Origin of the sequence: Flavobacterium sp. KACC 22761, from assembly GCF_034058155.1 — a bacterium.
In the GTDB taxonomy this organism is placed as follows: Bacteria; Bacteroidota; Bacteroidia; order Flavobacteriales; family Flavobacteriaceae; genus Flavobacterium.
In genome coordinates this window covers 889,992-903,237 of sequence record NZ_CP139148.1, presented here as the reverse complement: position 1 = coordinate 903,237, position 13,246 = coordinate 889,992, and the positions used below count along the sequence as shown (strand labels likewise).

The following is a 13,246-nucleotide window of genomic DNA, read 5'->3' as shown; positions in this document are numbered from 1 at the left end:
ATAATAGTAGAATAAATGAAAATTACAAAAATTTGTTGCATAGGTGCGGGTTATGTTGGAGGTCCAACTATGGCAGTTATTGCTCAAAAATGTCCACATATTCAAGTCACAGTTGTCGACTTGAACGAGCAAAGAATTAAAGATTGGAATGATCCTAACACAGAAAATATTCCGATTTATGAACCAGGTTTGTCTGAAATCGTAGCAGAAGCCAGAGGACGAAATCTATTCTTCTCAACCGATGTTGAAAAGGCAATCGATGAAGCTCAAGTAATTTTTATATCGGTAAATACTCCAACTAAAACTTACGGAAAAGGAAAAGGAATGGCTGCTGATTTGAAATATATCGAATTATGTGCTAGACAAATCGCTAAAGTCGCCAAAGAGAATAAAATAGTTGTAGAAAAATCAACCTTACCGGTAAGGACTGCAGAAGCTATAAAAAGTATTTTGGACAACACTGGTAATGGTGTGCAATTTCAAATTTTGTCAAATCCAGAATTCTTAGCGGAAGGTACTGCAGTTACTGATTTGTTAAATCCAGATCGTATTTTAATTGGAGGAGACACAACACCTGAAGGCGAAGTTGCTATTAATGCCTTGGTCGATGTTTATGCAAATTGGGTTGAAAAAGCTAAAATTTTGACAACTAATGTTTGGTCATCAGAATTATCGAAGTTAACAGCAAATGCTTTTTTGGCACAAAGAATTTCTTCAATAAATGCAATGTCTGAGCTGTGTGAAAAAACAGGAGCTGATGTGAGTGAAGTGGCAAAAGCCATTGGAATGGATAGCCGAATTGGGCCGAAGTTTTTAAAAGCTTCCGTAGGATTTGGAGGTTCTTGTTTTCAAAAAGATATTTTGAATTTAGTATATATCGCAAAATCTTATGGGCTAAATGAAGTGGCTGATTATTGGGAGCAGGTAATCATAATGAATGATCATCAAAAAAGGAGATTTTCTAATAAGATAGTTCAGACGTTGTATAATACCGTTGCAGATAAGAAGATCACTTTTTTAGGATGGGCCTTTAAAAAAGATACTAATGACACTAGGGAATCGGCAGCTATATATGTCGCTGATGATTTAATTAATGAGCAGGCACATATTTCAGTGTATGATCCTAAAGTTTCGCAAAGCAAAATGTTAAACGATTTGGATTATTTGCAAACAAGATCAAGTGAAGAAAATAATAAGGCCTTAAGTGTATTTGCTGATCCTTACGAAGCGTGTAAAGGTGCGCATGCAATTTCAGTTCTAACAGAATGGGATGAATTTGTGTCTTATGATTGGCAAAAGATATATGATTCTATGCATAAGCCTGCCTTTTTGTTTGACGGAAGAAATATATTGGATGCAAAAGAATTAGAAACAATTGGATTTATTTATAAAGGAATAGGTTCTTAATTACAAATTGATATTGAAGTAAAATTTAATATAAAGTTAATGATGGAGATAATGATGCAGATTTTATTTCAATAAATTAGAGTTATGAATTGGTACGTGCTTTATACGAAACCCAAATGGGAAAAAAAAGTTGCAGAGAGACTTACGCAAATTGGGGTTGAATGTTATTGTCCAGTAATTACGCAGGTTAAGCAATGGTCAGACAGAAAGAAGAAGGTCGAAGTTCCACTTTTTAATTCATACGTTTTTGTGCAGCTTTCAGAAATAGATCGGAATTCAGTTTTCAATATTCCCGGTGTTGTACGATATTTGTTTTGGCTAGGTAAACCTGCAATTGTTCGGGATGAGGAAATTAATATAATAAAATCTAGTTTGAAAGCGACAAATGTTAGTGATGTTTCGGTGTCATCAATTCAAGTTGGAGATAGAATAAAATTAGAATCTGGAGCTTTCACTAATCAAGATGCAATTGTGCAAGAAGTCTCAAAAACACATTATATTTTGGTTTTAGAGTCTATGGGATGTGTTCTCAAGATAAAATATAAGTAGTTTTTAACTAAAAAAAATAAAAACAGAAAATAAAAGAGCTCGAATCTGAGATTTTATTTTCTGTTTTTTTTTACAATGTATTTTTTTACATGCTGATAAATAGTTAGTTGGAGTTTTAAAAATTTTCTTATTTTTTTGTTTTACTAGTATTACGGGAAACCGTATTGAATAAATTGAGTTATTATGTTATATTTGCCGAGAATACACTTTTTTTTAGTAAACCGAGCAAATAAATGGGACTTGGAATGGCGAAGCCATGTGTTGTAATGATTAATGCTAATATTTTTTAAATGAACGAAAACATAAAAATAGCTGTTATTGGTTTAGGTTATGTTGGTCTTCCTTTAGCAAGATTGTTTGCTACAAAATATCCAGTTGTTGGATTCGATATTAATGAATCACGAGTTACGAGTTTAAAATCTGGGATTGATTCAACATTAGAAGTTGATCAAAATGATTTGCAAAAAGTATTAGTTGATAAACCTGCTTCTGAAATAGGATTATTTTGTACAAGCAAACGTGAGGATATTGCAAATTGTAATTATTTTATTATTACAGTTCCAACTCCAGTCGATAGAAATAATCGCCCTGATTTGACTCCACTATATAAATCGAGTGAATCAGTCGGAAAAGTTTTAAAGCGTGGAGATATTGTAATTTATGAATCTACTGTTTATCCAGGTGTTACAGAAGAACAATGTGTGCCAGTTTTGGAACGAATCTCTGGGTTTAAATTGAATGTTGATTTTTATGCAGGATATTCACCAGAGAGAATAAATCCAGGAGATAAAGAACATACTGTCGAAAAAATTTTAAAAGTTACTTCTGGTTCAACTCCAGAAATTGGCCAAAAAGTAGACGCTTTATACAAATCGGTAATTACTGCAGGAACGCACTTAGCGCCAACAATAAAAGTCGCTGAGGCAGCAAAAGTTATAGAAAATTCTCAAAGAGATATTAATATTGCTTTTGTAAATGAGCTAGCCAAAATATTCAATTTAATGAATATTGATACTCAAGAAGTATTGGCTGCGGCAGCTACAAAATGGAATTTTTTGCCTTTTAAACCAGGTTTGGTTGGAGGACATTGTATTGGAGTTGATCCTTACTATTTAGCACAAAGAGCTCAAGAATTTGGCTATCATCCTGAAATAATTTTGGCAGGACGACGTTTAAATGATAGTATGGGTGAATATGTAGCTTCACAAATAGTGAAGTTGATGATAAAAAAAGGTATTTCCGTGAATGGAGCTAATCTATTAATGTTAGGTATAACATTCAAAGAAAATTGCCCTGATGTAAGGAATACTAAAATTGTTGATGTTATAAAATCATTGACTGAATACGGGATATCAGTTACAGTGTTTGACCCATTAGCGAATGTAGAAGAGGTGCATGAAGAATATGAATTACAAACTGTAAATTCAATTCCAAAGGAAAAATTTGATGCAATAGTATTGGGTGTCGCTCATGCTGAATTTTTAAAATTAAATTTTCCAGAATTACAGAAAGAAAATAGTTTATTATACGATGTAAAAGGAGTCTTAGGTGCTATAGCTGACAACAGATTATAGTTTCTACGATTCTTTTTTTTATTTAGAAATAATGAGTACAAAAAAAACAATTACACACGTAATTTTAACTGGTGGAGTAGGTAGCAGATTATGGCCACTTTCTCGTAAAAGCCAACCAAAACAATATTTAGAAATATTTGAAGGGAAGTCTTTGTTTGAAATGACCGTCAATCGTAATAGTCATTTAGCAAATAAAGTTATGGTAGTAGGAAATGTTGATAATCATCACTTAAGTGGAAAAGTGATGACCAAAGCTAAAACTTCATATACAAATATTGTTGAAGCTACTCCTAGAAATACTGCAGCCGCGATTGCTTTTGCAGCATTTGCCTCAGATCCTGAGGATATATTGATTGTAACGCCCTCAGATCATATTATTGATTTAATGGAAAATTATAATAATGCTATTGATGAGGCTATTTCAAAAGCAAATGATGGATTTATCGTAACATTTGGGGTTATTCCAACAAAACCTGAAACAGGATACGGTTATATCGAGTCGAAAGGAGACAAAGTGATTTCATTTCGCGAAAAACCAAACGAAACTACAGCAAAAGAGTTTATTGCTAGAGGAAATTTTTTATGGAACAGTGGAATGTTTTGCTTTAAGGCAGGAGTTCTTTTGGATGAATTAAAACAATTTCAACTTGATGTGTATGAGAAATCTAAAGAAGTTTGGGAAGCAAGCAAAGATGGTTTTCTAGATTTAGATTTATCGATGGAAATTCCTTCTATTAGTATTGATTATGCTGTAATGGAGCGAAGCAAAAAAATTAAAGTTGTTCCCGCTTCATTTTCTTGGTCTGATTTGGGATCGTTTGAGTCAGTTTATGATTATTTGATTTCAAAAGGACATCCAACTGATAAAAATGGAAATATGGTTATTGGTTGTGATTTACATACTACTTTTTTAGGATTAAAAAATACAATTTTTGTTCATACAGATACCGCTAATTTAATTTTGCAAAAAGAAAGCTCACAAGATGTAAAAGATATTTACAGTGAGCTAGAAAAACAAAATTCGGAACTATTAAACTAAATTTAATTTAAAAATGAAAAAAATACTAATAACTGGCGGTGCTGGTTTTATTGGGTCTCATGTTGTGAGACGTTTTGTAAATAAATATCCAGAATATCAGGTTTTTAATTTAGATGCATTGACATATGCAGGAAATCTTGAAAACATTAAGGATATTGAAAATCAACCGAATTATACTTTTGTAAAAGGCGATATCGTTGATGAAACTTTTATTAATGAGCTTTTTTCTGAACATAATTTTGATGGTGTTTTGCATCTAGCAGCTGAATCTCATGTAGATCGTTCTATCGAAGATCCGCTAGCATTTGTTAAGACAAATGTTATCGGAACAATGAATTTACTGAACGCAGCGAAGAATCAATGGAAAGGCAATTTTGAAGGAAAAAGATTTTACCATATTAGTACAGATGAAGTATATGGCTCTCTTGGTGCTGAAGGTTTGTTTACAGAAACAACACCTTATGATCCTAACTCTCCCTATTCTGCTTCAAAAGCAAGTTCAGATCATTTTGTGAGGGCTTATGGAGAAACTTACGGTCTTCCATATGTTTTGACAAATTGTTCAAATAATTATGGTTCGTACCATTTCCCAGAAAAATTAATTCCACTTTTTATAAATAATATCATTAACAATAAGCCTTTGCCGGTTTATGGAGATGGTAATTATACACGTGACTGGCTTTTTGTAGAAGATCATGCTATTGCGATTGATTTAGTTTTTCACGAAGGTAAAAATCATGAGACCTATAATATTGGAGGGTTTAATGAATGGAAAAATATTGATTTGGTTAAGTTATTATGCCAAATTATGGACGGTAAATTAGGAAGAGAAAATGGGGCTTCTGAAAAATTAATTACATATGTAAAAGATAGACCAGGGCATGATTTGCGTTATGCTATCGATGCGTCAAAAATAAATAAAGAATTAGGATGGAAACCATCTGTAACTTTTGAAGAAGGTCTAGAAAGAACAATTAATTGGTATTTAAGTAACGAGGAATGGTTGAAAAATGTTACTTCAGGGGCTTATAAAGATTATTACCAAAAACAATATTCATAATTTTATATTTCATTTATAAATAAGTATAAAGGTTAAAATTAAAGCTGAAAATGAAAAAGATAACTTACGTTCTTACATTGTTTTTTATTTTATTGATTTCTTATAATGGACATGCTCAAGATTTGCTTAAGTCTAAGGATTTGAGTACTGTGAAAGTAGATTATATGTCAGATGATGATTTAGCAAAAGTTAGCGCCCAGCTAAAAAGCAATAACACAACACTTGATCAAGTTGAACCGATGGCTTTGTCAAAAGGTATGTCGCAAACTGAGTTTAACAAATTAAGAGTTAAGCTTACAGAATATGAGAAGAAAATTGCTAAAGATTCTGATAAAAATAATGACAAGGATGCTAAGCTAAAGAAAACAGAAAAAGATTCTGAGTTTGGGAGAAAGCAAGAAAAAATTAAAAATGACAAGGTTAAGGATTCATTAAACGCTTTAATTTTTGGTTCTGAACTTTTTGATAATCCAACTTTGAATTTTGAACCAGATTTAAAATTGGCAACACCTATGAATTATGTTTTAGGGCCAGGCGATGAATTACAGGTAAGCGTTTACGGAGTTCAGGAATTTAATGCTAGCATTCCAGTAAGTGTTGAAGGAAAAGTTACGATTGATTATGTCGGACAAATCGCTGTTTCAGGAATGACAATAGAAGCGGCCACTCAAAAGATAAAAGCGGCAATTGCAAGAGTTTATAGTACAGTAAGATCAGGACAATCACAGGTGAGTGTTAGTTTGAGCGGAATTAGAACTATTAAAGTTACAATTGTTGGTGGCAAACAGCCAGGTAATTATTCAATTTCATCTTTAGCCACGGTTTATAATGCATTGCATTTAGCAGGTGGTCCTGGAAAAAATGGAAGTTATCGAAATATTGAGTTATTGCGAAACAATAAGGTCTACAGAAATGTTGATATTTATAAATTTTTGGTTAAAGGAGATCAATCAGATAATGTAACATTAAAAGACAATGATGTTATTAGAATTCCAGCTTATACAAATAGAGTCATAGTTGAAGGTGAGGTAAAACGCCCTGGAATCTTCGAAATGAAAAAGGGAGAGAAATTCTCTGATCTATTAAGTTTTGCTTCTGGGTTTAACGAGTTTGCTTATACTGCATCTGTAAATGTTTTGCAAAAAACAGGAAAAGAATTTAAAGTTCATGATATTAATGAAAGTGAATATAGTAACTATATTCCACAGTCGGGAGATGTTTTTAGAGTAACAAAAATTTTAAATCGTTTTGAAAACCGTATCAAAATTGAAGGCGCTGTCTTTAGACCAGATTATTATTCATTTAGTGAAGGGATGCGAATTTCAGATCTTATTACAAGAGCCGAAGGGCTTAAAGAAGATGCCTATACAAAACGTGCAAGAATTATTCGTTTAAAAACAGATTTAACCACTGAAATTGTAAATGTTGATTTAGGGAGTGCATTGTCTGGGGATTTAAATGCTGACATTGAATTAAAAAGAGAAGATATTGTAACGGTATATTCTATATTAGATTTTAGAGAAGAATACAAAGTAACAATTGATGGGGAAGTCAAAAACCCAGGTGAGTATGAATATTTTGAAAATTTGACACTTAATGATTTAGTTGTCCAAGTTGGAGGTCTTACCGGCTCAGCATCAAAAAGAGTGGAAATTGCTAGAATGGTGAAATCTGATGTTATTGATGATACAGACCCAAAACGTGTCGAATTAATTGAATTAGAAATTACTGCAGATAATAACGAACAAGTTAAAAACTTTATATTAAAACCTTTTGATGTAATCAATGTACGTAAAATGGCTGTATATGAAAAACCACAAATGGTTACTGTTTCAGGAGCCGTGGGGTATCCGGGGAAATACGTTTTGGCAAATAAAAAAGAAACAGTTTATAATGTGGTTATGCGAGCGGGAGGTTTGACATCGATCGCGAATTTGGATGGTATGAAAATTAAAAGACCTATTAAAGAAGAACAGATTGAAAAAATCGAAAGTATTGATTTGAATTTATCTAAGAATGATACATTAAAAGAAAAACTGACTAAAAAACTAAAAGAAGATTTAAAGTTTGCGACTATTCCCGTAAACTGGGAGAAAATTGTAAAGGATAAAAATCACTATTCAAATGTTACATTATTTCCGGGCGATGAAATTGAAGTTGCTGTTTATAATGAAGGAGTAAAAGTTACTGGAAATGTCTTGCTTACTTCTGAAATTCCTTATAGAAATGGTAAAGGATTTAAATACTATATCAATGCTGTTGGAGGTGTTGATAGCAAAGGATGGAAGAAAAAAGCCTATATAATTTATCCAAATGGTAAAGCCGACGTTACAAAATCATTTTTGTTTTTTAGGTCATATCCTACTGTAGAGCCTGATTCTCAAATTGTAGTTCCGGAAAAGCCCGAAACTAAAAAGATGAGTACTGGAGAATGGGTGAGTATTGGTAGTGTACTTACTAGTTTGGCATTATTAATTGTTACTGCTTTTAAATAATTTTTTAATGGAGAAGAAAACTATTGAAAACGATGAAATTTCTTTAAAAGAATTAATCCAAAAAATAAAAGAATGGTATTTTTATTTGCATTATAAGAGAAAATCTATTTTTTTAATTGGTGTAATAGGAGCAAGCTTAGGGATAACATATTCTTTTGTGAAAAAACCTATATATACTGCTACATTAACGTTTGCTTTAGAAGACGAAAAAAGTGGAGGAAGTTTGGGTGGTGCATTAGGATTAGCTAGCTCATTCGGTTTAGACTTAGGTAGTGGCGGAGGTGGAATTTTTACAGGGTCTAATTTGACTGAACTATTTAAATCGAGATCTATGGTGGAAAAAACACTACTAACTCCTGTGGAAGTAAAAGGGAAGTTGATTTCGTTAGCTGAAATGTACATTCAAAACAATGAATGGCGTAAAAAGTGGGATGATAAACCTAGACTTGCATCTATTGAATTTTTACCAAATGCAAATCGTAAATTTTTTACAAGAGATCAGGATAGTATTTTAGGTGTTTTATATAGTGATTTATCTAAAACTGGTTTGTCTGTTTCACAAAAAGATAAAAAGGTTTCAATTATTAGTATTGATGTTAGTTCTACTAATGAATTATTTGCAAAATTTTTCTGTGAAGCTTTAGCTAGACAGGTTGGGAAATTTTATGTAGAGACCAAAAGTAAGAAGGCCAGACTGAATATGGATATTTTGGAGCATCAGGTGGATTCAATACGAGGAGAGTTAAACGGTGCAATTACTGGTGTAGCTATTGCAAATGATAATACGTTTAATTTGAATCCTGCGCTTAATGTTCGAAGAGCGCCTTCAGCAAGAAGACAAGTAGATGTACAAGCAAATACTGCTATTTTAACAGAATTGGTTAAGCAGTCAGAATTGGCTAAGGTTACTTTGCGCAAAGAAACTCCCTTGATACAAGTTATTGATAGACCAATTTTACCTTTAGCCAATGAAAAATTTGGTAAAATTAAAGGGCTTTTTCTGGGAAGCTTTTTAGCAGTTTTTTTTAGTGTATTATTTCTAATATTTAAAAAAGTATTCACAGATTTAAGTGAAAATTAATTATTTTTTTGTGTCATGGGTAATTACATTAACATCTCATGAAATTTTGAATTAATCAAGTATATGGAGAATGTATTGTTGTTAGGGGGGACTGGGTTTATTGGATCCAATATTATCAAATATTTAAAAAAAGAAAGATATAAAATATTTGTTTTAGAATTACCAGGTAAAATACATGATACGAATGATGATGTTACATTTTTTTATGGAAAATTAGAACAGATAGAGTTAGTTAAAAAAATTGTTGTCGATAATTCAATAAATATCGTAATGCATTTGGCCTCTAGCTTAATCCCATCAAGTGATATCGATGCTTATCTTAATGAATTTGAAATAATAATTAAGCCTACAATTACTTTACTTCCTTTTTTTGCAAAATCAAATGTTAGGTTTATTTTTTTCTCTTCAGGAGGAACTGTTTATGGGACAAATAAAAGCGGCATTTTTAGTGAGTCAAGTAAAACTAACCCAATTTCATATTATGGTCATTCTAAGCTTATATTAGAAGAGTCTATTTTATTGGAAGGCAGAATATCAAATTTAAACTACCTTATTATACGGCCTTCCAATCCTTATGGTGTTGGTCAAAATATATTTGGTAAACAAGGATTGATCGCTGCTTCAATAGGTCATTTGTTAAATGGTGAAAAAATTTCGATTTGGGGAGATGGTACTGTTGTTAGAGACTATATTAATATTGAAGATTTAGCAAAGGGAGTTGTTGGAATAATCGAAAATGTGGACAATAATCAAATTTTTAACATAGGAAGTGGTAAAGGTTATTCTGTAAACGAAATTATTGATATTTTAAAAAAATGTTCAGTCGCTGATTTCGAAGTTGAATATTTAGAAGGAAGACCTGTTGATGTTCCGGTTATGATATTAAATGTAAAGAAATTTTGCGACATAGTTGGAGACACTAAAATTTGTATCGAGGATGGCATCAAAAACTTTTATAATTATGAAATCTCTAAAATGAAAAATAAATAGTTAATGGCAAATTTATATCTTTCAATATGTATCCCTACTAACGGACGGATTGAAATTTTGAAGAATACTCTAGATAGCATATTTTCTGACTGTACGGTTTCTTATTCTGATTTTGAGGTGGTTCTCTCTGATAATTCAAAAAATGAAGAGCTAGAAATATTGATGAAATCTTACGAGCAATTTCCAAATATTGTTTATAGTAAAACGGATTGTGAAGGTTTTTTAAATTCCATAAATGCTTTGAAATTAGGCAAAGGTTTGTTTTTAAAGTTGCATAATAATTATACTATGTTTTCAAGTCAAGGTTTGTCAAAATTGATTTCTTTTATTAAGCAGAATGAACCAATCAGACCTCTGGTTTTTTTTAAAAATTCCGGCAAAGAGGAATTAAAAAAGTATGATTCTTTTAATTCATTTAATTTAGATTTGTCATTCTGGAATACTTGGAGTTCCGGATTTTCAATTTGGAAAGAAGATTTTATTAATATGTCGGATTTAGAAGTTAATAAAATGTTTCCTCACACTTCTTTATTACTAAATCAATATTCAAAAGATTTATTTATTATTAATGATTACGTTTTTTTTGAAAATCAGGAAGTCCCACAAAAAGGCGGTTATAATTTGTTTAGAACTTTTGCCGTGGATTATTTGCAAATGATGGAACAAACAAAGGAAAAAGGACATATTTCTTCTTTAACTTTTGAAAAAATAAAGGACGATTTGTTTTTTAATTTTTTAATTATTTGGTATTACAATACTAAAATAAACAAAAACGAATTTACTTTTAATTTGGAAAACATTAAAGGAAGCCTGCAAGTTTATTATGGTAAAAACAGTTACTTTAAATTACTTTTTTTAAGTTATTTATTGGCTCTTAAAAAGAAAACACATGCTTTTTTAGTTTTAATTAAAAGTAGTAAAAGTACTTAATGTTGGACTAAAAAGTAATTAGTTGGATGTGTTTTTTCTATAATTAATTATCTAATGAAAAAGAATTAGCTATTAAAAAAAAATTATAATAAAAAAAAGATTGAAAAAAAAGATTTTTTTGTTGAAGAACAAATTGGGTATTGATGGTGCTATTGCATTTACAGTTTTGTCAAGAATTATTCAAGCGGGAGGAGGAGTTATTACTTTGCTTTTTGTAGCTAAATTTTTATCAAAAGTTGAACAAGGCTATTATTATACTTTCGGGAGTATATTGGCAATTCAGATTTTTTTTGAATTAGGTCTTTCTAATATTATTACTCAGTTTGTGGCCTATGAAGTTGCTAATTTAAAGTGGGAAGATAAAGTTAGTTTTTCTGGACCAATTGAAGCTAGTTCCAGACTCTCTTCATTGTTACGATTTACTATAAGATGGTTTGCTGTTATTGCTATTTTGCTATTTATTGGCTTGTTAATAACGGGTTATTGCTTTTTTTATAAATTTGGTAAAAATGATACTGTTGTCGAATGGCAAATTCCTTGGGTGATTTTATCTGTTACAACTTCACTTTCTTTAATGATTTCTCCAATTCTAGCTTTTTTGGAAGGATTAGGAAAAATTAAGGAAGTGGCCAAAATTCGTTTAATACAGCAGGTAGTTCAGCTGCTTTTAATTCTTAGTTTGTTTTTTATTGGCTTTAAATTATTTTCAAGCCCTCTAGCGGCAATAATTGCATTTTTGTTAGTTCCTATTTGGATTCTATTTAGTGAAAAGAAAAAGATGCTAGTTTTTATATGGAATAAAATAGATGTTTATAAGGTGAACTATCGACTTGAAATCTTTCCTTTTCAATGGAAAATTGCTTTAAGCTGGATTAGTGGGTATTTTATTTTTCAATTATTCAATCCTGTTCTTTTTGCCACAGAAGGTCCAATAGTAGCAGGTCAAATGGGAATGACGTTGGCAGTTTTGAATTCCATTTTGATGTTTACTTTAAGTTGGGTAAGTACGAAGGTTCCAATTTTTTCGAGCCTAATTTCTAAAATGAATTATAAAGAACTGGATTCTTTATTTAATAAGACACTTATTCAATCATCATTTTTAAATTTTGTTGCATTAACTTTCTTTTTTATGATAATCTTTATATTTCGTCATTTTGATATTAAAATACAAGGTGAAAATATCGCTGATCGTTTTCTGCCGTTTTTTCCGATGTTATTTATGACGATACCAATATTTTTGAATCATGTAATAAATGCTTGGGCAACTTACCTTCGTTGTCATAAAAAAGAACCCATGCTAATATTGAGTATAGTAATTGGGATTTTATGTTCTATATCTACGATTGTTTTAGGGAAAAAATTTGGTTCTTTTGGAATGACTCTTGGCTATATGATTCTTACAATTTTAAGTTTCATTTGGACTTACTTAATTTTTAAAAATAAAAAAACTGCATGGCATGCTGTTATTAAAGAAATCTAATGAAAAAAGTTATTTTTAAAATACTTGGACTTTTAGTTAGCTTATTTTATACTATTCTAAATCCTAAAAGTGCTGGAAAAATCAAGTTCTATTGCAATTACGTCTATTCTTTATGGTTTTCAAAGCAATTTAATCAAATTGGAAAAAATTTCTTTATAATGAAACCTTTTTATTTACATGGAGAAAAATATATTTCAATTGGTGAAAATTTTAATTGCGGTTTGCGTTTTCGTCTCGAAGCAATTGACGAATATTCAGGATTAAAATTTAATCCGAAAATAGTGATTGGTGATAATGTTAGAATAAATCATGATTGCCATGTAGGAGCAATTAATCAAATCACAATCGGTAATGGCGTTTTGTTGGCTAGCAAAGTTTTTATTACAGATCATTATCACGGAAAAATAGATACTGATTCAATCCTTTGTTCTCCCTTCGAACGACCACTTTATTCTAAGGGACCAGTTGAAATTAAAGATAATGTATGGATTGGTGAGGGCGTCGTAATTTTGCCTAATGTAACTATTGGACAAAATACTATTATTGGAGCTAACGCTGTTGTTACTAAATCGATACCCCCTAATTCTGTAGTCGGAGGTAATCCTGCTAAAATTATAAAATCACTTTAAAGTAAATTTTTT

11 protein-coding genes are annotated in these 13,246 nt (G+C 31.0%); all 11 read left to right on the top strand.

Annotated elements, in window-relative coordinates:
* The first annotated feature begins 15 nt into the window (after positions 1-15).
* On the top strand, positions 16-1,407 hold the full coding sequence (locus tag SCB73_RS03940) for a UDP-glucose 6-dehydrogenase (RefSeq protein WP_320568850.1): 1,392 nt from the start codon (positions 16-18) through the stop codon (positions 1,405-1,407).
* 84 nt (positions 1,408-1,491) lie between these two features.
* A complete protein-coding gene (locus SCB73_RS03935) occupies positions 1,492-1,956 on the top strand; it encodes a UpxY family transcription antiterminator (RefSeq protein WP_320568849.1) in 465 nt (154 codons plus the stop codon).
* Positions 1,957-2,246: 290 nt separating this feature from the next.
* Entirely contained in the window at positions 2,247-3,530 is a 1,284-nt protein-coding gene (locus SCB73_RS03930; RefSeq protein WP_320568848.1) for a nucleotide sugar dehydrogenase, read from the top strand.
* Between the two features lie 31 nt (positions 3,531-3,561).
* Positions 3,562-4,569 carry a mannose-1-phosphate guanylyltransferase gene (locus SCB73_RS03925; RefSeq protein WP_320568847.1) on the top strand — a complete coding sequence of 336 codons (1,008 nt, stop codon included), beginning with the start codon at positions 3,562-3,564 and terminating at the stop codon, positions 4,567-4,569.
* Between the two features lie 13 nt (positions 4,570-4,582).
* On the top strand, positions 4,583-5,629 hold the full coding sequence (gene rfbB / locus SCB73_RS03920) for a dTDP-glucose 4,6-dehydratase (protein WP_320568846.1): 1,047 nt from the start codon (positions 4,583-4,585) through the stop codon (positions 5,627-5,629).
* Between the two features lie 50 nt (positions 5,630-5,679).
* Positions 5,680-8,124 (top strand): SLBB domain-containing protein, encoded by a 2,445-nt coding sequence (locus tag SCB73_RS03915; RefSeq protein WP_320568845.1) that lies wholly within the window; start codon positions 5,680-5,682, stop codon positions 8,122-8,124.
* Positions 8,125-8,131: 7 nt separating this feature from the next.
* A complete protein-coding gene (locus SCB73_RS03910; RefSeq protein WP_320568844.1) occupies positions 8,132-9,205 on the top strand; it encodes a Wzz/FepE/Etk N-terminal domain-containing protein in 1,074 nt (357 codons plus the stop codon).
* A 63-nt stretch (positions 9,206-9,268) separates the two neighbouring features.
* The gene (locus SCB73_RS03905; protein WP_320568843.1) at positions 9,269-10,195 is read left to right on the top strand and encodes an NAD-dependent epimerase/dehydratase family protein; all 927 of its coding nucleotides are present in this window, start codon (positions 9,269-9,271) and stop codon (positions 10,193-10,195) included.
* A 3-nt stretch (positions 10,196-10,198) separates the two neighbouring features.
* Complete coding sequence (locus tag SCB73_RS03900) at positions 10,199-11,125, top strand: glycosyltransferase (RefSeq protein ID WP_320568842.1); 927 nt, start codon at positions 10,199-10,201, stop codon at positions 11,123-11,125.
* A 100-nt stretch (positions 11,126-11,225) separates the two neighbouring features.
* Positions 11,226-12,605, top strand: coding sequence for a lipopolysaccharide biosynthesis protein (locus SCB73_RS03895; RefSeq protein WP_320568841.1), 1,380 nt, complete (start codon positions 11,226-11,228; stop codon positions 12,603-12,605).
* The gene (locus SCB73_RS03890; RefSeq protein WP_320568840.1) at positions 12,605-13,234 is read left to right on the top strand and encodes an LbetaH domain-containing protein; all 630 of its coding nucleotides are present in this window, start codon (positions 12,605-12,607) and stop codon (positions 13,232-13,234) included. Before SCB73_RS03895 ends, SCB73_RS03890 begins: the two co-directional genes overlap by 1 nt.
* The last annotated feature ends 12 nt before the right edge of the window (positions 13,235-13,246 follow it).

Excerpts from the sequence above, each read along its gene's own strand:
- SCB73_RS03940 (WP_320568850.1), top strand. The coding sequence starts at position 16 with ATGAAAATTACAAAAATTTGTTGCATAGGTGCGGGTTATGTTGGAGGT.
- SCB73_RS03935 (WP_320568849.1), top strand. The coding sequence starts at position 1,492 with ATGAATTGGTACGTGCTTTATACGAAACCCAAATGGGAAAAAAAAGTT.
- SCB73_RS03930 (WP_320568848.1), top strand. The coding sequence starts at position 2,247 with ATGAACGAAAACATAAAAATAGCTGTTATTGGTTTAGGTTATGTTGGT.
- SCB73_RS03925 (WP_320568847.1), top strand. The coding sequence starts at position 3,562 with ATGAGTACAAAAAAAACAATTACACACGTAATTTTAACTGGTGGAGTA.
- rfbB (WP_320568846.1), top strand. The coding sequence starts at position 4,583 with ATGAAAAAAATACTAATAACTGGCGGTGCTGGTTTTATTGGGTCTCAT.
- SCB73_RS03915 (WP_320568845.1), top strand. The coding sequence starts at position 5,680 with ATGAAAAAGATAACTTACGTTCTTACATTGTTTTTTATTTTATTGATT.
- SCB73_RS03910 (WP_320568844.1), top strand. The coding sequence starts at position 8,132 with ATGGAGAAGAAAACTATTGAAAACGATGAAATTTCTTTAAAAGAATTA.
- SCB73_RS03905 (WP_320568843.1), top strand. The coding sequence starts at position 9,269 with ATGGAGAATGTATTGTTGTTAGGGGGGACTGGGTTTATTGGATCCAAT.
- SCB73_RS03900 (WP_320568842.1), top strand. The coding sequence starts at position 10,199 with ATGGCAAATTTATATCTTTCAATATGTATCCCTACTAACGGACGGATT.
- SCB73_RS03890 (WP_320568840.1), top strand. The coding sequence starts at position 12,605 with ATGAAAAAAGTTATTTTTAAAATACTTGGACTTTTAGTTAGCTTATTT.